The organism is Pseudomonas sp. R84 (assembly GCF_009834515.1).
In the GTDB taxonomy this organism is placed as follows: domain Bacteria; phylum Pseudomonadota; class Gammaproteobacteria; order Pseudomonadales; family Pseudomonadaceae; genus Aquipseudomonas.
The window spans coordinates 1,791,475-1,817,022 of sequence record NZ_CP019426.1 but is presented as its reverse complement, the minus strand read 5'-3'; the positions used below and the strand labels follow the sequence as shown (position 1 = coordinate 1,817,022).

General features: G+C 60.5%; 21 protein-coding genes. 5 read left to right on the top strand and 16 right to left on the bottom strand.

The annotated features are described in order from the left end of the window. Nucleotide 1: 1 nt before the first annotated feature. From PspR84_RS08180 to PspR84_RS08105, 16 genes are all read right to left on the bottom strand, one after another. Nucleotides 2–1,072 (bottom strand): class I SAM-dependent methyltransferase, encoded by a 1,071-nt coding sequence (locus tag PspR84_RS08180; protein WP_160056752.1) that lies wholly within the window; start codon nt 1,070–1,072, stop codon nt 2–4. Beyond that, on the bottom strand, nt 1,069–1,920 hold the full coding sequence (locus PspR84_RS08175) for an NAD(P)-dependent oxidoreductase (protein WP_160056750.1): 852 nt from the start codon (nt 1,918–1,920) through the stop codon (nt 1,069–1,071). Before PspR84_RS08175 ends, PspR84_RS08180 begins: the two co-directional genes overlap by 4 nt. Continuing rightward, nucleotides 1,917–3,143, bottom strand: coding sequence for a class I SAM-dependent methyltransferase (locus tag PspR84_RS08170; protein ID WP_160056748.1), 1,227 nt, complete (start codon nt 3,141–3,143; stop codon nt 1,917–1,919). Before PspR84_RS08170 ends, PspR84_RS08175 begins: the two co-directional genes overlap by 4 nt. Beyond that, nucleotides 3,140–3,700 (bottom strand): dTDP-4-dehydrorhamnose 3,5-epimerase, encoded by a 561-nt coding sequence (gene rfbC / locus PspR84_RS08165; RefSeq protein WP_095122729.1) that lies wholly within the window; start codon nt 3,698–3,700, stop codon nt 3,140–3,142. The genes PspR84_RS08170 and rfbC overlap by 4 nt, the downstream gene beginning before the upstream one ends. Continuing rightward, on the bottom strand, nt 3,697–4,779 hold the full coding sequence (gene rfbG / locus PspR84_RS08160; protein ID WP_160056746.1) for a CDP-glucose 4,6-dehydratase: 1,083 nt from the start codon (nt 4,777–4,779) through the stop codon (nt 3,697–3,699). Before rfbG ends, rfbC begins: the two co-directional genes overlap by 4 nt. Continuing rightward, the gene (gene rfbF / locus PspR84_RS08155; protein WP_141128961.1) at nt 4,761–5,534 is read right to left on the bottom strand and encodes a glucose-1-phosphate cytidylyltransferase; all 774 of its coding nucleotides are present in this window, start codon (nt 5,532–5,534) and stop codon (nt 4,761–4,763) included. The genes rfbG and rfbF overlap by 19 nt, the downstream gene beginning before the upstream one ends. Nucleotides 5,535–6,276: 742 nt before the next feature. Further along, on the bottom strand, nt 6,277–7,803 hold the full coding sequence (locus PspR84_RS08150) for a calcium-binding protein (protein WP_238785236.1): 1,527 nt from the start codon (nt 7,801–7,803) through the stop codon (nt 6,277–6,279). 233 nt (nt 7,804–8,036) lie between these two features. Continuing rightward, nucleotides 8,037–11,630, bottom strand: coding sequence for a glycosyltransferase (locus tag PspR84_RS08145; protein WP_160056744.1), 3,594 nt, complete (start codon nt 11,628–11,630; stop codon nt 8,037–8,039). Nucleotides 11,631–11,738: 108 nt separating this feature from the next. Next, on the bottom strand, nt 11,739–13,307 hold the full coding sequence (locus tag PspR84_RS08140; RefSeq protein ID WP_160056742.1) for a flagellar hook-associated protein 3: 1,569 nt from the start codon (nt 13,305–13,307) through the stop codon (nt 11,739–11,741). A gap of 13 nt (nt 13,308–13,320) precedes the next feature. Beyond that, nucleotides 13,321–15,366: a flagellar hook-associated protein FlgK gene (flgK, locus tag PspR84_RS08135; protein WP_160056740.1), complete on the bottom strand. Its 2,046-nt coding sequence runs from the start codon at nt 15,364–15,366 to the stop codon at nt 13,321–13,323. A 24-nt stretch (nt 15,367–15,390) separates the two neighbouring features. Beyond that, nucleotides 15,391–16,683 carry a flagellar assembly peptidoglycan hydrolase FlgJ gene (flgJ, locus tag PspR84_RS08130; RefSeq protein ID WP_160056738.1) on the bottom strand — a complete coding sequence of 431 codons (1,293 nt, stop codon included), beginning with the start codon at nt 16,681–16,683 and terminating at the stop codon, nt 15,391–15,393. Nucleotides 16,684–16,694: 11 nt separating this feature from the next. Then, nucleotides 16,695–17,783, bottom strand: a complete 1,089-nt coding sequence (locus PspR84_RS08125) for a flagellar basal body P-ring protein FlgI (RefSeq protein ID WP_064119566.1) — start codon at nt 17,781–17,783, stop codon at nt 16,695–16,697. A 27-nt stretch (nt 17,784–17,810) separates the two neighbouring features. Beyond that, entirely contained in the window at nt 17,811–18,506 is a 696-nt protein-coding gene (flgH, locus tag PspR84_RS08120; RefSeq protein WP_038363773.1) for a flagellar basal body L-ring protein FlgH, read from the bottom strand. Between the two features lie 52 nt (nt 18,507–18,558). Next, a complete protein-coding gene (flgG, locus tag PspR84_RS08115; protein WP_007920118.1) occupies nt 18,559–19,344 on the bottom strand; it encodes a flagellar basal-body rod protein FlgG in 786 nt (261 codons plus the stop codon). A 45-nt stretch (nt 19,345–19,389) separates the two neighbouring features. Continuing rightward, complete coding sequence (locus PspR84_RS08110) at nt 19,390–20,130, bottom strand: flagellar basal body rod protein FlgF (RefSeq protein WP_038363771.1); 741 nt, start codon at nt 20,128–20,130, stop codon at nt 19,390–19,392. A gap of 272 nt (nt 20,131–20,402) precedes the next feature. Then, entirely contained in the window at nt 20,403–21,965 is a 1,563-nt protein-coding gene (locus PspR84_RS08105) for a sigma-54-dependent phenylalanine hydroxylase transcriptional regulator PhhR (RefSeq protein WP_007920121.1), read from the bottom strand. Nucleotides 21,966–22,338: 373 nt separating this feature from the next. Here PspR84_RS08105 and phhA point away from each other — a divergent pair, with 373 nt between their 5' ends. From phhA to PspR84_RS08085, 5 genes are all read left to right on the top strand, one after another. After that, a complete protein-coding gene (gene phhA / locus PspR84_RS08100) occupies nt 22,339–23,130 on the top strand; it encodes a phenylalanine 4-monooxygenase (protein WP_007920123.1) in 792 nt (263 codons plus the stop codon). A gap of 117 nt (nt 23,131–23,247) precedes the next feature. Next, nucleotides 23,248–23,604 carry a 4a-hydroxytetrahydrobiopterin dehydratase gene (locus tag PspR84_RS08095; RefSeq protein WP_003222798.1) on the top strand — a complete coding sequence of 119 codons (357 nt, stop codon included), beginning with the start codon at nt 23,248–23,250 and terminating at the stop codon, nt 23,602–23,604. After that, a complete protein-coding gene (locus PspR84_RS08090; RefSeq protein WP_160056736.1) occupies nt 23,604–24,797 on the top strand; it encodes an amino acid aminotransferase in 1,194 nt (397 codons plus the stop codon). Before PspR84_RS08095 ends, PspR84_RS08090 begins: the two co-directional genes overlap by 1 nt. A gap of 266 nt (nt 24,798–25,063) precedes the next feature. After that, a complete protein-coding gene (locus PspR84_RS29770) occupies nt 25,064–25,195 on the top strand; it encodes a hypothetical protein (RefSeq protein WP_016987951.1) in 132 nt (43 codons plus the stop codon). 70 nt (nt 25,196–25,265) lie between these two features. Continuing rightward, nucleotides 25,266–25,448 carry a hypothetical protein gene (locus tag PspR84_RS08085; RefSeq protein WP_025113527.1) on the top strand — a complete coding sequence of 61 codons (183 nt, stop codon included), beginning with the start codon at nt 25,266–25,268 and terminating at the stop codon, nt 25,446–25,448. Nucleotides 25,449–25,548: the final 100 nt, after the last annotated feature.

Sequence of the window (25,548 nt, the reverse complement as noted above, 5' to 3'; positions counted from 1 at the left end):
GTCACTGAAACGAAGCGCTGTCGACGGCGTGATAGACGTAGCGTCCACCGGTCATCCGCTTGATCTCTTCGAGGTAATTGGAATTCATCACAAACAGGTGGGCACCTTCAGGCAGCGCGTCCATCGCCTCTTGCGGCGAGGAAACCCGCGCGCCGCTCAACGGCAGATAACGCCCCTGCTTGGCCGGGTTGATATCCACTACGCGATCCACTGCGACACCTGCGCGTTGCAGGAATAGCGAATAGATCACGCCTTTGGACGAGGCGCCCCAGATCGCCGAACCCTGCTCGGGGGCGGACTGAATGATCTGCACCGCACGATCGAGGCTGGCGGTAAAACCGTCAGGCAGCGCCAGTCGCGGCACCGGTTGATCCGGGGTCAGGCGCAACGTCGACAGGTCGGCGACGATGTACAGGTATTGGCCACCGAACAGATGACCGGCCTCATGCACGGTGCCGAACATCCGCCGCAGGTCATCGAGGCGGAAATAATTGACGTGTTCGTAGAACAGGTCGAACCAGGCTTTGTGTTCGAGAATCCAGTCGAAGCACGGCACTTCGATGTAGATCTGCCCGCCCTGATTGGCATTGGCGATTTCGGCGAGGAAGCTCACCGGATCCTGAATATGCTCCAGCACATGGCGCAGCACGATGGCGTCTGCCGCGAGCCCCAGGCCGCGAGTGAACGGCGCCTTGATCACGTCGGCGTTTTCGCCTTCGTAAGCCGGATCGATGCCGGTGATCGAATAACCGAGGCCCTTGAGCAACTCCAGGAAATAGCCTTTGCCGCAGCCGACTTCGATCAGCTCCTGGCCCTTGAAGTGCTTGGCGATGATGCCTTCGACGTCGCTCAAGTGCTTCTGGAACTGGCCGGAATGCGCCTGCTCGTTCTGGTAATCGGCGTCGTAGCTGAGCTTGTCGGCATCGAACGCCGCATTGAAGATCAAACCGCTGCGCTCGTCCTGCACCAACAACATGTCGGCGCTGGCCGAGGCCTGCGCTGATGCGGCATCGGCAAAGGTGCGGTTCTGCAGCACCGGCAGGTCGGTGACCCGGTACAACTCGTGCGTCATTGCGGCTCTCCCAGTAACTGTTGCAAACGCTCGGTCACCGCCCAGAACGCCAGGGGTTCGTGGGTCGGATACGGGTAGTGGCCGAGGTTCAGATGCAGCGTCGCGCCGCGTTCGCGCAGGCGTTGTTCGACCAATGAGCGAACCGAAATCGGCTGGCCGCTGGCGCAATTGATCACGCCGTTGAAGTCGGTTTTTTGCAGGATCGCGGCGAGGTAACCGGCAGCGTTTTCAATCGGCAGAAAATCACGCAGTTGCTCGCCGGCGGACATGTTGAACGACGGCTCACCGGCATCGATCGCCCGGTCCAGTGCGGCCAACAGACTGTTGGGGTTCTGCCCTTCGCCATGCAGATAGAACAAGCGCGCCCACTGCAAGGTGAACGGTTTTTCCTGCTGCAGATTTTGCAAAAACAGCTGTAGCGTGTGCTTGGCCAGACCGTAAGGATTGCTCGGCTGCGGCTCGGTACTTTCGCTGAGCGGCCCGCTTTGCATGCCGTATTCGAAACAAGTGCCGGTGACCAGCACCTGCTGCACGCCCGCCTCGACCGCGCTTTTGATAAAGCGATAGTCGGCCATCAGGTTGTGTTCGAAATGGAACAGCGCCCGGTAGTTCGGCAAACCCGGCCAGGCCAGGTGCGCCAGTGCGTCGATGCCATCGGTCAACGCGTGGATATCGAGATCGGCGGCGTGAATATCCACTGCGATGAACTCGACGTTGTTGATCCACGGCATGCCTTGTGCGGTTTCTGCGTTACGCGCCACGGCGCGAACATCGCAGCCGCGTGCAAGCAACGCCGCGACCAGATGCCGACCGACAAACCCTGTGGCGCCAGTGACCAGAACCTTCACAGAACGCTCAACTCAGGCACGGCGATCACGAAGCGGCCATCCCACTGACGCACTTGCGCCAGTTGCTGGCTGACTTCGTGGAGCAGGTTCCACGGCAACACCAAAACGTAGTCCGGTTTGTCGATATCGATCTGCGCCGGCGCCACGATCGGAATGCGGCTGCCCGGCATAAACTTGCCCTGCTTGTGCGGATTGGCATCAGCCACCCAGGCCAGCAGGTCCGGTTTGACCCCGGCGTAGTTGAGCAAGGTGTTGCCCTTGGCCGCCGCGCCATAACCGACCACGCGTTTGCCGTCGGCCTTGGCCTGCAACAGGAAGCGCAGCAAGTCATGCTTGATACGCTCGGCAGCAGGCGCGAGGGTCGCGTAGTACTCGGCGGTTTTTACCCCGGCATCCAGTTCGGCTTGCAATTGTTGCTGCACCGCAGGTTGAACCGCGCGGCGCTGGCCGTCCTTGCGCTGCACGAACACGCGCAGCGAGCCACCGTGGGTGGTCAGTTGGCTGACGTCGAACACTTCCAGGCCATTGCGTTCGCACAGTGTCTGCACGGCGGTCAGCGACAGGTACGAATAGTGTTCGTGATACAGCGTGTCGAACTGCGCGCCAGCCATCAGCGTCAGCAGTTGCGGGAATTCGAAGGTGGCCACGCCGGTCGGCTTGAGCAGTGTCGCGAAGCCGCCGAGGAAATCGTTAATGTCCGGCACATGCGCGAGCACATTGTTGGCCGCCATCAGGTCGGCGCCCCAGCCTTCGCTTTTCAATTGCGCGGCGGTGTCGCGACCGAAGAACAGTTCGCGGATTTCCAGGCCCTTCTCGCGTGCTGCTTGTGCGGTGCTGCGCGTCGGCTCAACACCCAGGCAGGCAATGCCGCGACCAGCGACGTATTGCAGCAGGTAACCGTCGTTGGCGGCGACTTCCACTACGCGGCTGTCGGCGTTCAGACCGAAACGCTCGACCATCTCGGCGACATACCGTTCGGCATGGGCCAGCCACGTGCTGGAGAACGAACTGAAGTAGGCGTACTCGGCGTCGAACAGGCTGTCGGCTCGGGTGTAATCCTCGGTCTGTACCAGCCAGCATTGCTGACACACGGCGACCTTCAACGGCACCCACTGCTCGGCCTGCTCCAGGCGATCAGCGTGGACGTAGGCGTTGGACGGTGGCGAGGTGCCGAGGTCGATCAGCGGCAGGCTCAGCGGTGCGGCGCACCCACGGCAGTTCATAGACGCACTCCAGCAAAGTGTTGATCGAGCGCGGGATGGCTGGAATCACGCGCTGACAAATTATTGACAGGCAACGGCCAGGCAATCGCCAGCCGTGGATCGTTCACCGACAGCCCGCCCTCGTGCTCCGGCGCGTAATCGGCGCTGTGCAGGTAGAGCAATTCGGCGTCTTCGCTCAGCGTCTGGAAACCGTGGGCGAACCCGGCCGGGATCAACAGGCTGCGACCATCGCCGGCCTTCAGGTGTTCGGCGTGCCAGTGCAAAAAGGTTTCGGAATCCGGACGCAGATCCACCGCCACGTCCCACACTTCACCGCGCAGGCAGGTGATCAGTTTGGCTTCCGGCGCGTTAGCGTTCTGATAATGCAGACCGCGCACACTGCCCTTCTCGCGGGTGCAGGAATGGTTGATCTGGCGGATATGAAATTCGCTACCGAACGCACTCAGGCTGCCTTCGCAAAACAGCCGTGCGAAGTGCCCGCGCTGATCTTCGAAACGTTTGTGCTGGACGCTGAACAATCCGGCCAGCGGCAATGCCTTCAGGGAAAACTCGCTCACAGCGCGCCTCGGTACAGGTTCAGTTGACCGAGAGTGACGCTGCGCATGTCATCGCCGTTCTGCCAGGCCAAGTGCCAGTCGACGGTCTGGGTCAGGCAGGCCTGCAAGGTCCAGCGTGGCTGCCAGCCGAGCACTTGCCGCGCGCGACTGCTGTCCAGACGCAACAGACCGGCTTCGTGCAGTTCGCTTTTCTCGATGCGCAAACCGCGCGCCTGCGGCCAGCGGCTGGCGAGCAGTTCGACCACTTCGCCAACGCTGCACATGTCCGCCTCGCCCGGGCCGAAGTTCCACGCACCGGCGTATTCCGGCCCTTGTTCGTAGAGGCCGGCGGCCAGTTGCAGGTAACCGGCCAGCGGCTCCAGCGCGTGCTGCCACGGGCGCACGGCCTGCGGGTAGCGCAAGGTCACCGGCTCGTCGGCAGTCCACGCTTTGAGCACGTCGGGAATCAGTCGCTCAGGAGCAAAATCGCCGCCGCCGAGGACGTTGCCGGCACGCGCAGTGGCCAAGGCCAGACCGTGTTCGGCGTACTTGTCCGCCGGAAAAAACGACGCGGCATAGGATTGCGCGAGCAGTTCACAGCAGGCCTTGCTGCTGCTGTAAGGGTCGTGACCACCGAGGGCTTCGTCTTCGCGGTACGGCCACAGCCATTCCTTGTTGGCGTAGACCTTGTCAGTGGTGACCAGCACGCAAGAGCGCACGCAACCGACCTGACGAATCGCTTCGAGCAGGTTCAGCGTACCCATGACGTTGCTGGAGTAAGTGCCAAGCGGGTCGCGATAGCCTTCGCGCACCAACGGCTGCGCGGCCAGGTGCAGAACGATTTCCGGCTCGGTGTCGGCGATGATTTCCAGCAGAGCGCCAAGATCACGCAGATCACCGCGCTGATCGTTGATGCCTTCATGCACGCGCGCCAGTTCGAACAGGCTCGGTTCAGTCGACGGATCCAGAGAAAAGCCGCTGACTTGCGCGCCGAGGCTTTGCAGCCACAGGGTCAGCCAACTGCCTTTGAAACCGGTATGTCCGGTGACGAGAACGCGTTTGCCGCGCCAGAAATCCGCACTCAGGCCCATTGCTTCCATGGGGCCTCCCCGCTCTGCCACAGCGCTTCGAGATGGTTCTTGTCGCGCAGGGTGTCCATCGGATGCCAGAAACCTTCGTGTTCGAAGGCTTTCAGTTGTTCGTCCGCGGCCAGACGCGCCAAGGGTTCGGCTTCCCAAGTGGTCGCGTCATCGGCGATGTACGGCAGCACTTTGGGCGACAGTACGAAAAAGCCACCGTTGATCCAGCCACCGTCACCGCGAGGTTTTTCGGTAAAACCCAGCACTTGATCGCCTTGACGCTCAAGCGCGCCGTAACGACCCGGCGGTTGCACGGCAGTGACGGTCGCGAGACGGCCGTGGCCTTTATGGAAATCCACAAGTTGCGCAATGTTGATATCGGAAACGCCGTCGCCGTAGGTGAAGCAGAACGCCTCTTCATCCTTGAGGTAACGGCTGGCGCGCAGCAGACGGCCACCCGTCATGGTTTCTTCACCAGTGTCGATGAGGGTGACGCTCCACGGTTCGCTGTAGTTCTGGTGCACATCCATGCGGTTTTCGCGCATGTTGAAGGTGACGTCAGAGGTGTGCAGAAAGTAGTTGGCGAAGAAATCCTTGATCGCATAGCCCTTATAGCCAAGGCAGATCACGAAGTCGTGAATTCCGTGGGCGGAATACTGCTTCATGATGTGCCAGAGAATTGGCTTGCCACCGATCTCGATCATTGGCTTGGGCTTGAGGTGCGACTCTTCACTGATGCGCGTGCCGAGGCCACCCGCCAAAATAACTGCCTTCATCGTCTCCCCTCTTGTTCTTCAGCGGGCTGCGCATGGCTTTGTTGAGCGCTGCGGGCCGTCTGGCTAAACCTTTTGCCGCTCCGGGCGCCGCTGGAGTGACCGCGAGCGCTCGTTTTATGGCGATTTACAGGGGACTTGCAGGAAACGCGCCAGCTCCACAAGCCCCTCACCCTAACCCTCTCCCAAAGGGAGAGGGGACTGATCGAGGTGTCTGGGAGAGTTACGCCGACGTGCAATTCCGCGTTGAACTCAGATTTTGAAAGGCCCACAAATCGGCTCCCTCTCCCTCGGGAGAGGGCTGGGGTGAGGGGCAGCCCCACCGCAAAACCAAAGCGGAACACCCGCCCCTCACCACTCAACAGGATGAGCGTTAGCTCGGCTGCGGCTTTTGATCTGTAGGGCGACGTCGGAAGGCTGAGTGGAGGGATTGATCCGGGCGTGGGAGCGCAGCGACCGTTTGGCGAAGCCAAACACAGCGAGAGGAGGTGCAGCGAAGCAAACCGTAGGCGCTGCGCCCGGATCGATCCCGGAGCGAAGGAACCCCGAGCCCCAGCGAGCGGGCCGCACGCAGGAGCAAGCCTTTTTGGTTACTTTTTCGGCGTCTGGGAAAAGTGACCCGCCGTAAGGGCGGAACCCTAATCAGCAACACCCGCAGCAACGGATACCCCCCCCAAAACCCCAAGAGCATGGTCGGCCCAAAGGCCGCCAAGCCCCAGACAACCCAGATCAACAATGCAAACGACTACCCAAACATGGCAAACCCATCACCACTCACCGGCACTTCAAACGCCTGACCATCGGCAGTCTGAAGGTGCTCGATGGTGTTGAACCCGGCATACCAATCCGCCAGTTTCACGCCGTTATCCGGCACACCACTGCTACCGTCATTGGCACTGTGCAGATAAGCATCGTTGCCAATACGGGTCACACTCAACTGACTGGCATTGGCGATCGTATTCAGGATCAGCGTGTCATTGATATCCAGCCCCTCATCCTTGATTGTCACCAGGCCAGACGTATTCACCACGTAGCTGTCATCGCCCTGCCCGCCATACGCACTGCCGCCGGAATTCGACTGACCGGCAAGGTTGAGAATCAACACATCATTGCCGCCATCGCCCTGCAGCATGTAGTCGCTGCCAGTGCCGGTCAGCACGTCATTACCCGCGCCGCCGAAAGCAAACCCTCGCCCCAGCGTGATGCTGTCATTGCCATCGTCACCACTGGCCCAGGTGAACAGATCATTGACCGCACCAACGATAACGTCATCACCAGCGCCACCCGACAGGCTATCGGACTGACCGCCGACATCGAGACCAGAGGCCAGCCCACCATAAATGTGATCGTTGCCATCGCCCCCCTGAATCTGGTCGTCGCCCGCGCTGCCTTCAAGAATGTTATCGCCCCAATCGCCTTCCAGAACGTCATTGAACTGGCTACCGCGCAGGCCTTCGATATCGATGTAAACATCGTGGAATGCAATCCCGCTCTGCACGCCCCATTTCAGCGAAGCGCTCAAGCCTTCGGTACTGTCGTCGTAGCTGACGATGTCGATACCAGCGCCACCCTCAAAGTTATCGGCACCCGCACCGCCCAACAGCAGATCATTGCCGGCACCGGAGACGATGGTGTTGTTCTCGTCATTGCCGTAGCCGATGAAGTCCGCGCTGCCGGTATAGGTCAGGTTTTCAACGAACGCGCTCAGTCTCAACTCGGACAGGCTGGTGTACACGCGATCGGTACCGCCCATGTAGCCTTCGATTTCCTCGATGGTCACGCCGGTGCTGTTGATCATGTAGACATCGTCACCGCCACCGCCAGCGACGACCACACCACTGGTGTTCACGGTGAAGTGGTCGGCATCGGTGGAACCAATAACCTCTTCCACATTAATCAGTGTGTCGCCCGCAGCGTTGACGCCGCCGCCGATCAAAATGTTGACCGGATCGAAAGCGTAGCGATAACTCACGGTGTCATGGCCGTCAGCACCGTCGATGTTCATAAAGTCTTTATGACGATAAATCACATCATCAAAGCCCGAACCCTGCAGCGCTTCAATGCCGGTGAAGGTGTCACCGTAGGCAATGGTCAGGCCGTCGTAGTTGGCGAAGTCTGCGACTCTCACGCCCTCAAGGCTGTCGCTGTAGCTGACGGTATCGTAACCCTCGCCACCGACGAAATGATCGGCGCCATCCCCGCCCCACATCCAGTCATTGCCGTCGGTGCCCAACAGGACATCCGCTTCACTCGTTCCATTTACTACTGACATTTGCGTCTTCCTTGCGTTGTTGTTGAAAGCGGTTCTGTCGGCAGGGAGAGACCGCTCAAGCGTGCAATCCCTGCCGGATGAGTAAACGAATAAAGAGCTATCGACTGCAAAGACGCGAAGCTTGAGCGTCGGCAAAAATTTGTATCGAGACTGATGCAAAGACGATTTTCAACGGCAAAAAAAACAGGCGGCTATAAAAGTCGCCTGTTTTCTGTTGATCACGCCCCGCTCGATCAATCGGCCAGCCAGCCGTATTCCCAGTAGCGCAGGTTATCGCCGCGCAACACGTAATCGCGCAGCACCACCTCACGCAATTCATCACCCATGCGATAACTGGCATCCGGATCCGCCAGGTGCATGCGGATCGCTTGCAGCCATTCATCCGTGCTGTTGGTCTTGATCCGCGTGCACGGCAAATAACCGCGATAGGCCTCAGTATCCGTGCAGATCACCGGGTAACCGCAGGCGCCGTATTCCAGCAGCCGCAAGTTGCTCTTGCAGTCGTTGAAGATATGGAACTCCAGCGGCGCCAACGCGAGATCGAGGTTGAGGCTGGCCAGTTTCGCCGGGTACACGTCCAGGCCGATGACGCCATGGAACTCATGCATGTAGGGACGCAGGTCATCCGGGCACATGCCGAAGAACACCCAGTCGACTTCATTGGCCAGTTCACGAACGACCTCGGCGATCACCGCCAGATCACCGTGGTGACTGGTGCCGCCGCCCCAGCCGACCCGTGGTTTCTTCGAGGTCCGACGCTGGCTGCGCAGATGGCCCCACAAGTCCTTGGCCAGCATGTTCGGCACCACACGAATGTCGTGGTGCATGTCCGACAGCACGTTGGCCAGCGGCGCGGTGGAAACGACCGCGCGATCGCACAGCCCGATCGCACGCCGCACCATGCGCTCCATGTCCTGCTTGCTCGGCATGTTGCGGATGTGCGCGTTGCGGTGAGGAACGTCGATGACATAGTCGTCGAGTTCGAAGATCCGCCGAGCATTGAAGTATTTCTTCAGCGGTGGAATTTCATCGATGGCGTGCTCCGAGTAGCGCCCTTGCAGGACGATCACGTCGGGTGACTGACGCTCGATATCGATGATCGACGGCAGGCCGTAGCAAATGCGCCCTTCTGCCCGGTTGGCCGCTTCCAGCTCGATCATCGGCTGGCTCATGCGGTAATGGCCGATGGCCGAAGCGTTGATCGGCACCACTAGCAGGTTGGGCAACTGTGCCTTGGAGAATGCACTCCAGCCAGTGCGCAGGCCCGGCTCCAGACTGAAGTTGGTGGCGCCCACGCCCTGCAACGTCAGGTTGACGTTGTAGGCCGGGTCGCGCGCCACCAGCGGCAGCCAGCGCTGGTAAAACGTGTCCCTCTCCTCAAGGTGCTGCGCTTCTTCCTCAGGCGTCGCCACGGCATTCGGCCGCGCCCCCACGGCCAGCACGGCATGGGGGTTCAACACCACCAGATAACCGTCGCGGCCAACACGCAGACACAGGTCCACGACATTGAGCGTTTGCTTGAAGTCCTGCTCGTCCAGCCCGCCGGCGGCTTCGAACACCGACTTGCGAATCATCAGGCAATCGCCGCCGACGGCACTCAGGTCATGCACCGCTTGCAGGCGGTGCATGTACCCTTCCGACTGCACCGGCTGGCCATAGAACGGCAACCCGACCGGCCCGTTCAAGCCAAGAATCAGCCCCGCGTGCAGCACGCCTCCGTCCGGGTTGAACAGCTTGGCGCCGACCACGCCGACCTCAGGACGCTGCGCATGATTGAGCAGTTCGTCGAGCCAATCGCTCTGGGTGATCACCGCAAAGGCATTGAGCATCAACACATACTCACCGCGCGCCTGGCTGACGGCAAAGTTGTGCACCGCTGCCGCGTTGCCCTTTTGCGGATAGCTCAGCACGCGAATCCGCTCGCTGCCCATTTGCGCCATACCGTCCAGCCACGCCAACGCTTCGGCGCTTTTGCAGCCGTTATCGACCAAGAGCAATTCGTACTCGGTGTAGGCGGTCTTCTCCAGCAGTGTCTCGACGCAGCGCTGCAACGCGGCAGTCTGGTCCTGCGTGACAATGACCACCGACACCAATGGGCGCCGGGCATGGTGATAGTCGACACGATTGAGCAGCCCGCTGTTACCGTCGCGGATTTCGTGAGCGATGCCGAGACGTTGCAGATGCGCTTCGAGAATGCGCGGGCTTTGCTGCGCAACGCCAGGATCAGTGAGCCATTGCGACAGGTCGAATTTCGACTCCAGCAACACTTCAGCAATGTGCCCGACCACTTGCAGGCCATCGCTTTCAACCATACGCCACAGCACATCGTGGGGCGCCAGTTCAGCGAACGTCGAGGCAAAACCGCCGAGCGCCAGAAACCGTTCGCGCTGGAACGCCAGGGCACGCCCGACGTAGGGGTAACTGCGCATAAGGTCGAGGTTGAAATCCGGCTTGAACGCAGGCTCGGCCGACTCGCCATCGCGTAGGCTGCCTTCGTCGCTGTACAGGCACGTCAGCGCACTTGAGTGCGCAATGCGATCGGCCATCACCAGCAGCGCCGCTGCCACCGGGCAATCACCCGACTGCAGCAGATAGAACCAGTCGGCGCCGTCCAGTTGCGGCAGCAACGTGTTGATCTGCTCCAGGCCGTCATCCTGCAACGGCATGTGGAACACCCGACCATCCAGCTGCGCTTCGGTGCACGCCGCAGACAACACCAGCACCAGCTCCGGCGGATAATCCTGAGCGGCGAGTGCCTCAAGGGTGCGCTCCAGGCCATCGCGACTGCCTTGGGCATCAATGATGATCGGTACGATGCGCGGCTGATGCGGCCAGCCCGCGAGGGTTTCCGGCAGCCATTGGCGCTGCGCCTCGGTCAGCACGCGAACTGCCAGCCACTGCGCATAGAGTTCGCCGAAACTGAAGCTGTCGACACCGACCCCCAGCTCCTGACGGCTCTGCTTGGCGCCGAGGGTGCGGCTCAGCGGCAGCTCTTCCCAGACCCGAGGCGACTCGTCAGCCTTGGTCAACGGCACATAACGAACCCAGCCCGACGCCGGCGCCGACTCGCCGCTGCGGACCTTGAGCATTTGCGAGATCCACTCGCGCTCGATCTCCGCCGCGTCTTTCATCGGTTGCTGCGCGCTCAGACGCTCGGGGTAAAGACGCTCGGCACTCAGCACATTGTTGGAGACCACCAGGTTGCCGCGCCGCAGCAGGCAGACATACAAGGCAAAATCCAGGGTCGCGACGAAGCAGGCAGCGTCTTCGGTCAGGGCCGGCAACAGTCCGGCGACATCCGCGCGCCGGAACATTGCGCTGCTGAAACCGCCAAGCACGTTGACCGGAAATTTCTCAAAGATGCTCAGTACATCATCACCTTTGAGCAAGCCACTGGCCGGCGACAACGAGCTGTTTTCGAGACGTGCCGGCAGGATGATGTCGTTGGCATCCCACAGCAGCCGCTGCGCCACCACCAGACTGACTTCCTCACGGCGCATCTCATGGGCTTGCTGTTCGATACACGCCGAATAGAGCAAGTCATCGTCACACAGGAACTTGATGAACTCGCCCCGGGACTGCTCAAGGCAGACCTTCAGGTTACCGACCAGCCCCAACGTACGTGGATTGCGCACGTAACGCACCACCGCCCCCGTCTGCTCCATGACCGACTTGACGATGTCTTCGATCTCGTCGCCACGACTGTCATCGCACACAATGATGTCGAGATTGCCGTAGTTCTGGCTCACGGCACTGTTCAACGTCCGCTCGAAAAAGCGCGGATTGAAGGCGGGAATGGCAATGCTGACGAGGGGGAGTGAATTCACGGCGGGCTCACAGGCGGTACGAGCCTGCTCGGAAAAGCGAGCCCTGATACCGCTAAAAAACATTAACTGAGGGACAGGGCAAACGGGCGCTCACGCGCCCGCCAACCGTCAGATCTTGTTGAACAGACCCAACTGACTGATCTTGCTGAACGCCAGTTGCGCGGCCTGCAGCATGGTTTGCTGCAAGGTCAGGCGAGTCATGACTTCGGCCGGATCCGAATCACGGATCGAGCCTTGGGTCGTGGAGTTCGCCGTGCTCAGGCTCGAGTTGGTGATGGTCTGCATGTCCAGCGACTGGCCGCGCGCACCAATGGTGGTGACGGAAGTGCCAATCTGGTTGGCTGCGGCGTCGAGGTTGCCCAGGCCCGCCTCCATGGCGCCCTGCAGCTTCTGCTTGGCGACCGCATCACCATCGACTGGGGTGTTCAGCGCCGTGATCATCTGGCCCAGGGTGTCGAGCACGTTCTGGGTCTGGTGATTGTTCGGCTGGATCGAGAACTGATCGCCCGCCGCCGGCGTGCCGCCCAAGGCGAAGGTCACACCCGCTGCTGTCGCGTTACCACCGGCCACAGTGCCCGACGATACCGGCTTGCTGTCAGCCGTGACCGGCGCCGCGTACAGATCGAAAGCCGTCGCGCTGGTGAACTTGAGAACCGCGCCACCCTGCGGGAATGCTGCGGTGTAGGCCGCCTGGTTGGTGATGCTGGAACCGGTGATGACGGTCGTCGACGGGTTGCCCGGGTTGCGCGTGGTGGTGAACGAGTCCGGCGAAGTCGACAGCTGGAAGCTGTGCCCGGCAATCACGGCATCCGGGTTGGTGTCGCCGGCCTTCAGGTTGATGTTCAGCTTCATGTCGACGCCACGGAAGCTGACGGTCTGGTTGGCGCCGCTGCTGTTGCTGACCAAGCCGTTCTGGCTCGCCTCAGCGGTCACGTCGTTGCCCAGGGCATCGGTGATTTTCAGCTGGGTGCTGCTGACGAAAGCCACGGTGTAAGGCTGGCCGGCAGTAAACTTGGCATCGTAGGTTGCAGCGGTGCCAACGGTACCGTTGGACAGCACTACACGACCGTCATCCACCGCCGGAGCGGTCATCTGGGTGTTGGTGCGACCGGTGTTGATGGTTTGCTGGAACGCATCCCAACCGGTGGTATTGGTACCAACGGTCATCCCATCGCCGATGTCCAGATTGATCGTGGTCTGGTCACCGTTGTAAGAGAAGGTGCCGTCGGCATTCTTCGAGTACGGCGCGGTATCGGTTTTCGAACCGGAGAACAGGTAATTGCCGTTGGCATCCTTGGCGTTCATCAGACCCAGCACTTGTTGCTGGATCTCGCCCAGTTCCGAGGCGTAAGCCTGGCGGTCCTTGTCGGTGGCGGTGCCGTTGTTCGCGGCCAGGGCCAGCTCTTTGGCACGACCCAACGCTGTGGTGATGGCATCCAGCGTGGATTCCTGCACGTTCAACGCACTCTTGGCGCTGTTGACGTTAGTGCCGTACTGATCCAGCAGCGCGGCCTGCTGGCCCAGTTGCAGCAAACGACCGGCGCCGATCGGATCATCGGACGCATTGGTGATGCGCTGCAGGCTGCTCGCCTCACTGGCGGTGGCGACAGCCTTGTTGAAGTTACGTTGATAGTCCGACGCTTGCGTGCCGTAATACTGGGCGGTGGAAATGCGCATGAATTACGACTCCTTAAAGGCTGTTGATCAGCGTGGCGAAAGTTTCCTGCGCAGCTTTGATGATCTGCGAAGACGCTGTGTAGTACTGCTGATATTTGACCAGGTTGCCGGTTTCCTCATCCAGGTTGACCCCGGACAGCGAATCGCGCGCGCCTTTGGCGTTATCGAGAATCGCCGAGGTCGCGGCGCTGTCGGACTTGCCTTGGGCGGTCTTGGTGCCGACGTTGGTCACCAGCTTGTTGTAGGCGTCAGTCAGGCTGATGCCCTTGCTCGCCGAACCGGTATCGACGGTCTGCGCAGTTTGCAGGGCGACCAGCGATTGCGCGTTGCGGTTGTCCGAAGACGCCGCACCGGTCAGGTTCATGGTGAAGGTTTCGCCAGGCTTCGGTGTGCCGCCAACGGTGGTCTGTACGGAGAAGGTTTTCTGTACGTTCGGCGTGACGCTGGTGTCCAGCACCGGGTTGCCGCTGGCATCGACGATGCCGACTTTAAGTTCCAGCGCGTTCGATTGACCGGGAACGATAGTGCCGCTGCTGATGAGGCCGCCCTTGGCATCCACGAAAGTGTAAGACTGGCTGCCCCCGGTAACCGCACCAAACACCAGTTTCACCGGCGTCGAATTCTTCAGCGCCGCCTGCATGTCAGCCTGGGCAGTCGGGTTGTAGATATCGATCTTGCTGGTCAGCGTCGGCTGGGTGAAAGTGCCCAGACCGTTGGCGCTGGCCACACCGGTCAACGGACCGGCCGCAGCGATTTTCTTCGGATCGGTAAGCACCGTCTGGATGCTCGCGGCCGCATTGCGGGTCGGGGTGATTTTGAAGCTGTCACCGGCGCTCAACGCACCACCCTTGAGTGCAAGGGTGAAACCGTCGATCACTGGCGGCGGATTGGTTGTGGTGCTGAAGGCGCCCAGGTCGGTGCCGTCGGAGCGCTTGACCGTGTAGTCAGTGGCGCTGGTGAACGTCACTTGATAATCGCTGGTGGTCAGCTTGCCGGTGTCCTTGATGGTGACATCGAGGTTACCCGAACCGGTGCTGTTGCCCGACTGCGCGATGCTGCGCGAACTGACCAGCGCGGCACTGTTGATGTTGTTGAAAATTGCCGCGCCGAAGTCACCGTTCTTGTCGATGCCCTGGGCTTGCTGACTGTTGACCTGATCAGCGATCACCAGTGCCACACGCCCCAGTTCGTTGAGCGACGGGTCGAGGACTTCTTTGCGATAGGTCAGCAGACCACCGATTTCGCCACCGCTCATCGCCGAGGTGATGTCGATGGTGCTCGAACCGCGATCCATCTGGATGGCCATGCGCGACGGATCGTCTTTGCTCGCGACCATGCTCAGCGTGTTGGTGGTGTTGCCGATCACCAGCGGCTGACCGCTGCCGACGTAGACGTCGAAACTGGTGCCACGCTCGACGACCTGTGCACCGGTCAGTTCGGAGAGCTGGCGTACCGCTTCGTTACGGCTGTCGAGCAGGTCGTTCGGCGCACCACCGCTGGTGGAGATCTCGCCGATCTTCTGGTTCAGGTTGGCAATCGCCGTGGCCAGCTTGTTCACCTGGGACGTCATGTCGCCGAGGCTGCCATTGATGGTGGTGTTCTGGTCGTTGAGCTGTTTGGCGATGGTATTGAAGCGACTGGTCAGCGCCTGCGCACCGGTCAGCACCGATTGACGGGAGGTGTCATCGGTCGCCGACGTCGAGACGCCCTGCATGGTGGTGAAGAATTTCTGCAGCACGCCGGTCAGGCCGGTATTGGTGTCCGACAGCATCGAGTCCAGCGGTGTGGCCTGCGCCAGATAAGCAGCCGATTCACTGTCGAGCGAAGTAGCGGTGTGCAGTTGGCTTTCCAGGTACGAGTTGTACACCCGGCGCACGTCAGCCAGGGTGGTGCCCGTACCGATGAACACGGTGCCGAACTGCTGCGAGGATTTGGTGCCCTGCACGGTTTGCTGACGTGAATAACCGGCGGTGTCGACGTTGGCAATGTTGTTGCCTGTCGTAGCCAAAGAGGACTGGCTGGCCGACAGTCCCGACATCCCGATATTGAGCAAACTCATGGTTCAGACCTTATACCTTGTGCCTTATAAAGGCGTGGTGGATACACCCGCCGCAGCGTAGTTTTGGAAACTGTTCATCTGCTTGGCTATCTGCGAAATCTTGCTTGCGTAGTTAGGGTCGGTGGCGTAACCGGCCTTTTGCAACTCGCGTACAAACTGTTCTGGGTTATCGGCAGACTTCAGCACATCTTGATAGCGATTATTGCTCTGCAGCAAAGTCACCAGATCGTGGAAGCTGTCCTTGTACGAGGCGTAGGAACGGAACTCGGCCGTCTCCTTGACCATCGCGCCATCGCGGAACTCGCTGGTGATCGCGCGGGCCGAATCGCCCTTCCAGTTGCTGCTCGCCTTGATGCCGAACAGGTTGTGGCTGCTACTGCCATCCTGGGCACGCATGACCGACTTGCCCCAACCGGTTTCCAGCGCCGCTTGCGCCACCAGATAACGCGGATCGACGCCGATACGGTCAGCCGCTTCCTTGGCCATCGGCAGCATGGTGTTGACGAATTCGTCGGCGGAACTGAAGGCTTTCTTGGCCGGCGCCAGCGGAATCTGCGCCATGGCACGACCGTAGACCTGCATCTGCCCGCCAGAGGCCTTTTCGCCCTCGGCGCGCGCCAGCCAGTCGCCGTTGTACAGCGGGCCGGCGCCGGTGGTGGCCGCTGTGGCCGCGCGCTGCGGCAATTGCGTGGCGGCTGCCGGCGTCGCCGACGGTACCAGCCCGGCGAGCAAACGATCGGCCAGTTTCGGTGGCAAGGCCAGACGACGCTGATTGATCAATTCCATGTCGTTGCGATGAGCCAGCTGCGTGTTCGGTGCGCTCACCGAACGCGATGCCCACAACGGACGCTCGCCATTGAGTCGCGACAACGGGCCGTTGGTGGCAACGGTGCCAGCGGCAACCGGTGTGACCACGGCCGCAGCTTTCGCCTTGGCCTCTTCCTGCTTGGCGGCGGACGCGGCCGCAGCCTCACCCGGTGCCAGCGGTTTGTTCTTCGACATCTGGCGCATCAGCACGTCGGCCAGACCGATACCACCACCCTCGCGGGACATGGAAACGGCCAATTGCTGGTCGTACATTTCCTGATACTGCTTGGCCGCTGGCGTGTTGAGCGGATTGTCTTCACCCAAGGCGTTGGTCGCCGAGCGCATCGACTTAAGCATTTCGCCGAGGAACAGCGATTCGAATTCCTGCGCCACTTTGCGCAGGTTCGCATCGCTGTTCTTGTCGCCGACCTTGAGTTGGTTCAGGCGATTAAGGTCCGAGTAGGAACCCGAATCGCTGCTGCTGACCAGACCACTTTTGCGCATGTCCATAAGGGTCGGCCTCAGATCACGATCAGGTCGGCTTGCAACGCGCCGGCCTGCTTCAAGGCTTCGAGGATCGCCATCAAGTCACCCGGTGCCGCGCCGACCTGATTCACCGCACGGACGATCTCGTCGAGAGTGGTGCCAGGGCCGAACTTGAACATCGGCTTGGCTTCCTGCTCGGCATTCACCCGCGAGCGCGGCACGACAGCGGTCTGGCCGTTGGACAACGGGCCCGGCTGGCTGACGATCGGGTCTTCGGTGATGGTCACGGTCAGGCTGCCGTGGGTCACGGCGGCTGGCGACACTTTCACGTTCTGGCCGATGACGATGGTGCCGGTACGCGAGTTGATGATGACTTTCGCCACCGCCTGCCCCGGGTCGACTTCGAGGTTTTCCAGGATCGACAGGTAGTCGACGCGCTGGCTTGGATCGAGCGGTGCGGTGACGCGGATCGAACCACCGTCGATGGCTTGCGCAACGCCAGGGCCGAGCATGTCGTTGATCTTGTCGACGATGCGTTTGGCGGTGGTGAAGTCGGAACGGTTGAGGTTCAGCGTCAGGCTGTTGCCTTGATTGAAACCGCTCGGCACCGAGCGCTCCACAGAGGCACCGCCGGGGATGCGACCGGCTGACGGAACGTTGACGGTGATCTTCGAACCGTCACGGCCTTCGGCGTCGAAACCGCCAACCACCAGGTTGCCCTGAGCGACCGCGTAGACGTTGCCGTCGATACCCTTGAGCGGGGTCAGCAACAGCGTGCCGCCGCGCAGGCTCTTGGAGTTACCGATCGAGGACACCGTGATGTCGACCTGCTGACCTGGCTTGGCGAACGCCGGCAAATCAGCACTGATCGACACCGCCGCGACGTTCTTCAACTGCACGTTGCCCGATCCCGGCGGCACCTTGATGCCGAACTGCGAGAGCATGTTGTTGAAGGTCTGCAGGGTGAACGGGGTTTGCGTCGTCTGGTCGCCGGTGCCGTTAAGCCCGACCACCAGGCCGTAACCGATCAACTGGTTGGAACGCACGCCGGAAATGCTGGCGATATCTTTCAGCCGCTCGGCTTGTGCATTGAAGGCCGCCGACATCAACAGCGCGGCCACCATAAGGCTTTTCAGATTCAACGTAGCCACCTAGAAAGGGAACAGCGGGCTGAGGAAGAAACGGTCGAACCAGCCTGGCTGACTCGTATCGGCAAATGCGCCGGTACCCGAGTAGGTGATGCGTGCATCGGCGACCCGGGTCGACGACACGGTGTTGTCCGTGGCGATGTCATCGGCACGCACCAGGCCGGCGATGCGCACCAGTTCGTCACCGGTATTGAGCGTCAGCCACTTCTCGCCACGCACGGCGATGATGCCGTTGGGCAGCACGTCAGCGACGGTCACGGTGATCGAACCGGTCAGGCTGTTGCTCTGCCCGGACTTGGCGTCGCCCTTGGTCGAGCGGTCGGCACTGTAGCCGGCGTTCAGACTCAGGTCGTTGCCCCCGATCGGGTTGTTGGTGGTCAGGCTGGAACCGAACAACGAGGTCAGACCGACCTTGTTGTCGCTGTTCTTGTCCATCTGCGAGTTGGCGTTCTTGCTCGCCTGCGTGCGCTCGTTCAGGGTGATGGTGATGATGTCACCGACCCGGAAAGCCTTGCGGTCGCTGTACAGGTTCTGCTCGAAACCGGCCTGATAGATCGAGCCGTTATTGGCGGCAGCCGGCAGCGGCGTGCGCGGCAACACCGGGGCGTAGTAAGGGTCATTGGGCTTGGGCGTCGGGGCGACGCAGCCCGCGAGCGAGACGACCCCACTCAATGCCAGAACAGATACAAAGCGATTCATGACCCTACCTCACGGTGTTGCAGGCGACCTCATGGCCGCCTCATAGACTTGATTACAGATTCTGCGTTACGAACGAGAGCATCTGGTCAGCGGTGGAGATCACCTTGGAGTTCATCTCGTAAGCGCGCTGAGTGGTGATCATGTTGACCATCTCTTCAACAGTGCTGACGTTGGAGGTTTCCAGGGTGTTCTGCAGGGTGGTACCGAAACCGGCCAGACCCGGGGTGCCGACTTGCGGCGCGCCGGAAGCGGCGGTTTCCAGGAACAGGTTGTTGCCCACGGCTTGCAGACCGGCCGGGTTGATGAAGTCGGCGGTTTGCAGATTGCCGATCACCTGAGACGCAGCGTTGCCAGCAACCGTGATGGACACCGTGCCGTCACGGCCGACGGTGAAGGTCTGGGCATCGTTCGGAATGACGATGGCCGGTTCCAGAGCGAAACCGCTGGCGTTAACGATCTGGCCGTTGGAATCGAGGTGGAAGGTACCGTCACGGGTGTAGGACGTGGTGCCGTCCGGCTGCAGAATCTGGAAGAAACCGCGACCGTCGATGGCCATGTCCAGCGGCTGCTCGGTGGTTTGCAGGCTACCGGCAGTGAAGTTTTTCTGGGTGCCGACGATGCGCACACCGGTACCCAGTTGCAGACCCGACGGCAGTTCGCTGTCCTGGGTCGACTGGGCGCCTGGCTGGCGTTTGATCTGATAGAGCAAGTCCTGGAACTCGGCGCGATCACGTTTGAAACCCGTGGTCGACACGTTCGCCAGGTTGTTGGAAATGGTGGTCAGGTTGGTGTCCTGGGCGGACAGACCGGTTTTGGCAACCCATAGAGCCGGAAGCATTCGATTCTCCTCGTGCGCCTGTTTTTCGGCGCGACGTTCTGATAATTAGCTGATCTGCAAGACCCGAGCCATGGCCTGGTCGTCGTCTTTGGCGGTGTTCATCATCTTGACGTGCAACTCGAACTGCTTGGCCAAGGCCAGCACCGAGGTCATCTCTTCGACGGCGTTGACGTTGCTCGACTCAAGGAAACCCGACACCAGTTTGACGTTAGCATCGGCCTGCGCCGGCTGGCCGTCCTTGGTGTAGATCGAGCCGTCGAGGCCCTTGTTCATGTTCTTGATGTCCGGGTTGACCAGTTTGATCCGGTCGACTTCCGCCATGACGCGCGGGCCCTCACCCATCGCACGAATACTGATGGTGCCGTCTTCACCGACTTCGATCTGCTGCTCGGGCGGCACGGCGATCGGGCCGCCGTTGCCGATCACCGGCATGCCGTTGCCGGCGCGCAGAACGCCGAGGGCGTCGACGTTGAGGCTGCCGGTGCGCACGTAGCTTTCGCCGCCGTTAGGGTTCTGCACGGCAATGAAACCGTTGCCGGTCACCGCGACGTCCAGGTCACGACCGGTCTGCACCAGCGAGCCCGGGGTGAAGTCGGTGGCGGGCCGTTCGCTCATGGCAAACGCACGCGCCGGAAAGCTGTCACCGAACACCGGCATCGAACGCGCCTGCTCCAGGTCGCGCTGAAAACCGTTGGTGGAGATGTTCGCCAGGTTGTTGGCATGCGCCTTTTGCGCCAGCGCATTCTGGCTGGCGCCGGTCATTGCCACATAAAGGTACTTGTCCACACTCTTTCCTCTGCATGCCGGACGTTTGCCGCCCACCGCTGTACTGCTGAGCCATAAGCAATTTGCAGACCAACTTTTTTCTGGCGCACAAAGGCCCGGTAAACAAAGGACTTGAGGGATGGCGAGGGGAAATCTGAAATGTATCGAAGTCGAAAAACCGGCGGTGTTATGCCGCTTCGCGGCAAAGGCTCAAAAGATCGCAGCGTGCCGCAGCTCCTACATTTGAAATACGTACTCCTGTAGGAGCTGCCGAAGGCTGCGATCTTTTGCTCTTAAGCTTCAGGATCTTTGCCGACTTCGTATTCACGCAGTTTGTTGGCAATCGTCGTATGCGATACCCCCAGCCGCTTACCCAACTGCCGACTGCTCGGATGCTCGGAATACAACCGCTCCAGCACCGCTTTCTCAAAGCGCCCGACAATTTCGTCCAAGCCACCTTCCAGCGAGAAATCGCCAAGCGGCTGACGCACGCCGTAATCCGGCAGCCGAATATGCTCTGCCTTCACCGTGCCGCCATCGCACAGCGAAACCGCCTGGAACAGCACGTTCTCCAGTTGCCGCACGTTACCCGGCCAATGGTAATGACTGAGCCGATCCATCGCCGCCGGCGCCAGTTTCGGCAGCGAACAGCCGATCTGCCGACTGGCCTGATCGAGAAAGTGTTCGACCAGCGGGGTCAAGCCGTCGAGGCATTCGCGCAGCGGCGGGATGTGCAGGGAGAGCACGTTCAAGCGGTGATACAAATCCTGGCGAAACTCGCCGCGTGCGCACAGCTCGGACAAGTCCACCTGGGTGGCACAGATCACCCGCACATCCAGATAAACCTCCTCATCACTGCCGACCCGGCGGAAGCAACCGTCCTGTAGAAAGCGCAGTAACTTCACTTGAAGACGCGGACTCATTTCGCCGACGCCGTCGAGAAACAATGTGCCGCCCGCCGTCAATTCCAACAGACCGAGCTTGCCCTCAGCGCGCGCGCCTTCGAATGCACCCGGGCCATAACCGAACAGCTCGGTCTCGGCCATCGACTCAGGCAGGCCTGCGCAGTTGAGCGCCATCAACGGCGACTGCCCGCGCGGACTGGCGAGGTGGCAGGCACGCGCCAGCAACTCCTTACCGGTGCCGGTTTCGCCTTCAATCAATAGCGGCGCATCCAGCGGGGCCATACGCCGCGCTTCACGCACCACGGCGGCCATGACTTTCGAACTTTGGAAAATGCTGTCGAAGCCACGCAGCTCCTGCTTGCGCACGTTGTAGATGCGCTCGCCTACGCGGTCGGCGCGGTGCAAGGTCAGCACGGCGCCGGCCATGGCCTCGCTGTCGTCATGCTCTGATTGCAGTGGCGCGATGTCAGCCAGAAAGATGTCGCCCTTAACCTTGACCCGCATGCCGTTGATTCGCGATTTGTTCGCGCGCACCAGTTCCGGCAAGTCGAAATCTTCGGCGTAACGCGACAGCGGAATACCCGGCACCTCATCGACGCGCACCCCGAGCAACTGAGCGGCCGCGCGGTTGGCAGCGACGATCGATCCGCCCATGTCGATCGACAGCACTGGAAACTCCAGCGCGCCGAGCAAGGCATTCAACTCCATGTGCCGTCGTTCGCTGGGCATCAGCCCTACCCGCTTGACGCCAAACACCCCGGCGATCGCCTCGAACTTTGGACGAAGCGCCTGGAACTGGATATTGATCAGGTTCGGGCAATGCAGATAGATCGCATTGCCGTGCTCGCCACCGACCTCACCGCGCGCGACGTTGATGCCGTAGGCCACCAGCAGGTTGAGAATGTCGCGCAGGATGCCGATGCGGTTCTGGCAGTGGACTTTGATGCGCATATAAATCGCCCGAATAAACGATGAAGAACCTGTAGGAGTGAGCCTGCTCGCGATGGCTTTGGGTCAGTTGATATTGATGCTGACTGATACACCGCTATCGCGAGCAGGCTCACTCCTACAGGGGGACCGCGCCAGACTTTTCTGTGGCGGCACGCAGATAGTTGTCAAGATTATGTGACAGCCAACCGCCTTTTCAAACCCATGAATCACTGCAAACGCGAGATATCCGCCAAACCGTAACGATAACTTTACGAATTAAAGAGAAATTTCCTACGCATAGGCCATTCAACCTGCTGCACATCAACCCGCTCTCAGGTAATTCTGAATCCATCGCTGGACATAACAAGAACGAATTCCCTAGCAGGAGAGCAGTATGAAGCAGACGCAATACGTGGCCCGCGAGCCCGATGCGCAAGGTTTTATCGACTACCCCGCCGAAGAACACGCGGTGTGGAACACGCTGATCACTCGCCAGTTGAAAGTGATTGAAGGGCGTGCCTGCCAGGAGTACCTGGACGGTATCGAAAAACTCGGTCTGCCCCACGACCGCATTCCGCAACTCGGCGAGATCAACAAAGTGCTCGGCGAGACCACCGGTTGGCAGGTCGCCCGCGTTCCGGCACTGATCCCCTTCCAGACCTTTTTTGAACTGCTGGCCAGCAAGCAATTTCCGGTCGCGACCTTTATTCGTACCCGCGAAGAGCTGGACTACCTGCAAGAGCCGGACATTTTCCACGAGATCTTTGGTCACTGCCCGCTGCTGACCAATCCGTATTTCGCCGAATTCACCCACACCTACGGCAAGCTCGGCTTGCAGGCGACCAAGGAAGAACGCGTGTACCTGGCGCGTCTGTACTGGATGACCATCGAGTTTGGTCTGGTCGACACCCCACAAGGCAAACGCATCTACGGCGGCGGCATTCTGTCTTCACCGAAAGAAACCGTTTATTCGCTGTCGGACGAGCCTGAGCATCAGGCGTTCGATCCGCTCGAAGCCATGCGCACGCCGTATCGCATCGACATCCTGCAACCGCTGTACTTTGTCCTGCCGAACCTCAAGCGTCTGTTCGATGTGGCCCATGAAGACATCATGGCCATGGTTCGCCAAGGCATGCAGCTAGGTCTGCACGCACCGAAATTTCCGCCGAAACCGAAAGCCGCGTGAACCGCGACTTTTGCTGACAATTGAGCCTGTCAGTCGCCGCCACTTTGGTTTAGCGTGACGGCATTGACGGCTCCAACGCTTTAATAAAAAAAACACACTCGATTTCAGGAATACACCATGTCGACTTTGAACCAAGCCCACTGCGAAGCCTGCCGCGCCGATGCGCCACAAGTCAGCGACGAAGAACTGCCGATCCTGATCAAGCAGATCCCTGACTGGAACATCGAAGTACGCGACAGCATCATGCAACTGGAGAAGGTCTTCCTGTTCAAGAACTTCAAGCACGCGCTGGCGTTCACCAACGCTGTCGGTGAAATCTCCGAGGCCGAAGGTCATCACCCGGGCCTGCTGACCGAGTGGGGCAAAGTCACCGTGACCTGGTGGAGCCACTCGATCAAAGGCCTGCACCGCAACGACTTCATCATGGCCGCGCGCACTGACGAAGTGGCCAAGACTGCAGAAGGACGCAAGTAATGCATTTCGACGCCATCGGCCGGGTACCCGGCGACCCGATCCTCGGCTTGATGGAGGCGTATGCGCAGGACAGCAACCCGCGCAAATTCGACTTGGGCGTTGGCGTCTACAAGGACGCTCAGGGCCTGACACCGATCCCGGAAGCGGTGAAAATCGCTGAAGCGCGCCTCGTCGAAAGCCAGGACACCAAGACCTACATCGGTGGCCACGGCAACCCGCTGTTCGGCAAAGTCATCAACGAGCTGGTGCTTGGCGCCGACTCGAAGCTGATCGCCGGACAACGTGCCGGCGCCACCCAGACCCCGGGCGGCACCGGTGCCCTGCGTTTGGCGGCTGACTTCATCGCCCAGTGCCTGCCGGGCAAAGGCGTTTGGCTGAGCAACCCGACCTGGCCGATCCACGAAACCATTTTCGCCGCGGCCGGGGTCAAGGTCAGTCACTACCCATACGTGGGCAGTGACAACCGCCTCGACGTCGACGCCATGCTCGCGGTGCTCAACCAAGTGCCGAAAGGTGATGTGGTGCTGCTCCACGCGTGCTGCCACAACCCGACCGGTTTTGACTTGAGCCATGACGACTGGCAGCGCGTGCTCGATGTGGTGCGCGCGCGCAATCTGCTGCCGCTGATCGACTTTGCCTACCAGGGCTTTGGCGATGGTCTGGAACAGGATGCGTGGTCGACCCGCTTGTTCGCGGCAGAGGTGCCCGAGCTGCTGATCACCAGCTCCTGCTCGAAGAACTTCGGCCTGTACCGCGACCGCACCGGTGCGCTGATCGTCTGCGCAAAAACCGCCGACAAGCTCATCGACATCCGCAGCCAACTGGCCAACATTGCCCGCAACCTGTGGTCGACGCCGCCGGATCACGGTGCGGCGGTGGTCGCGACCATCCTCGCCGATCCAGAACTGAAAGCCCGTTGGGCCGATGAAGTGGAAGCCATGCGTCTGCGGATTGCGCAACTGCGCAGCGGTCTGGTCGAAGCGCTGGAGCCGCACGGCCTGCGTGAACGCTTTGCGCACATTGGCGTGCAACGCGGGATGTTCTCTTACACCGGGCTGTCGCCGGAGCAAGTGAAACAACTGCGCGAGCATCACCATGTGTACATGGTCAGCTCGGGCCGGGCTAACGTCGCCGGTATCGACGCCACCCGCCTCGCCCTGTTGGCCGAAGCCATCGCCAGCGTCTGCAAATAATCAAAACACCGCAGTACCCCTGTAGGAGCTGCCGAAGGCTGCGATCTTTTGATCTTGTTTCTAAAGCAGGATCAAAAGATCGCAGCCTTCGGCAGCTCCTACATTTGTTTTGTGGTGACCTTTCGTTTTTGCCCTCCCCTGCGGCCATCTGTCGCATTAATTTGAATTAAAAGTCTGATTGTCATTTTTCCTGCTGTATCCTGCGCAGGCTTTCAAGAAGCGCGGATCTACCAGATCTATCAACAGACTTAGCGAGGAGCGCAACCATGCACGAGATTCCTAATCTCCCCTTCCCAAGCCTGCACGTACCTGAGCAGACGACCACGCAACAAGCCGGCGCGGGGCAACCCGAGCCGAAAGAAGCCGTTGAGAGCCGCCCGGCCGACAACGAAGAGTAAGACCCGTCGTACAGACCGTGTGGAAAGCGCTAACATGCGCTTTCCACACTGCCTGAACCCCGAGCCCGCCATGACCGACGAATTCTCCGAAAGCCAAGCTGCCGTCCTGATCGGCGCCACCGAGAAAATGATCGAGATCTGGAACCGTCTCTCGCCCGAGAAACAAGCCGCCCTGCTCGCCCGTTTCGGCAGCGAAGAAAATGCCCTGGCGGCGCTGGTCACCACACAACTGGTTGCCCCGGCCAAATCCTGAAGTAGCCTCCCGACAAATAGTTTTACTTTTCCCGCCCCAGATCCGTCCGCGCCGGTATCATAAGCAGCCTATCTAATCTGCCGTTCCCGTGGATCGTTAC

Bases quoted from the DNA above. Each gene is read 5' to 3' on its own strand.
- rfbF (WP_141128961.1), bottom strand. From the start codon at position 5,534: ATGAAGGCAGTTATTTTGGCGGGTGGCCTCGGCACGCGCATCAGTGAA.
- rfbG (WP_160056746.1), bottom strand. From the start codon at position 4,779: ATGGAAGCAATGGGCCTGAGTGCGGATTTCTGGCGCGGCAAACGCGTT.
- PspR84_RS29770 (WP_016987951.1), top strand. From the start codon at position 25,064: ATGCACGAGATTCCTAATCTCCCCTTCCCAAGCCTGCACGTACCTGAG.
- flgG (WP_007920118.1), bottom strand. From the start codon at position 19,344: ATGCTTCCGGCTCTATGGGTTGCCAAAACCGGTCTGTCCGCCCAGGAC.
- PspR84_RS08090 (WP_160056736.1), top strand. From the start codon at position 23,604: ATGCATTTCGACGCCATCGGCCGGGTACCCGGCGACCCGATCCTCGGC.
- PspR84_RS08140 (WP_160056742.1), bottom strand. From the start codon at position 13,307: ATGCGCATTTCCACCGCCCAGTATTACGGCACGCAAGCGTCGGACTAT.
- phhA (WP_007920123.1), top strand. From the start codon at position 22,339: ATGAAGCAGACGCAATACGTGGCCCGCGAGCCCGATGCGCAAGGTTTT.
- PspR84_RS08150 (WP_238785236.1), bottom strand. From the start codon at position 7,803: ATGTCAGTAGTAAATGGAACGAGTGAAGCGGATGTCCTGTTGGGCACC.
- flgK (WP_160056740.1), bottom strand. From the start codon at position 15,366: ATGAGTTTGCTCAATATCGGGATGTCGGGACTGTCGGCCAGCCAGTCC.
- flgH (WP_038363773.1), bottom strand. From the start codon at position 18,506: ATGAATCGCTTTGTATCTGTTCTGGCATTGAGTGGGGTCGTCTCGCTC.
- flgJ (WP_160056738.1), bottom strand. From the start codon at position 16,683: ATGGACATGCGCAAAAGTGGTCTGGTCAGCAGCAGCGATTCGGGTTCC.
- PspR84_RS08095 (WP_003222798.1), top strand. From the start codon at position 23,248: ATGTCGACTTTGAACCAAGCCCACTGCGAAGCCTGCCGCGCCGATGCG.
- PspR84_RS08085 (WP_025113527.1), top strand. From the start codon at position 25,266: ATGACCGACGAATTCTCCGAAAGCCAAGCTGCCGTCCTGATCGGCGCC.
- PspR84_RS08180 (WP_160056752.1), bottom strand. From the start codon at position 1,072: ATGACGCACGAGTTGTACCGGGTCACCGACCTGCCGGTGCTGCAGAAC.
- PspR84_RS08125 (WP_064119566.1), bottom strand. From the start codon at position 17,783: ATGGTGGCCGCGCTGTTGATGTCGGCGGCCTTCAATGCACAAGCCGAG.
- PspR84_RS08170 (WP_160056748.1), bottom strand. From the start codon at position 3,143: ATGAACTGCCGTGGGTGCGCCGCACCGCTGAGCCTGCCGCTGATCGAC.
- PspR84_RS08105 (WP_007920121.1), bottom strand. From the start codon at position 21,965: ATGCGCATCAAAGTCCACTGCCAGAACCGCATCGGCATCCTGCGCGAC.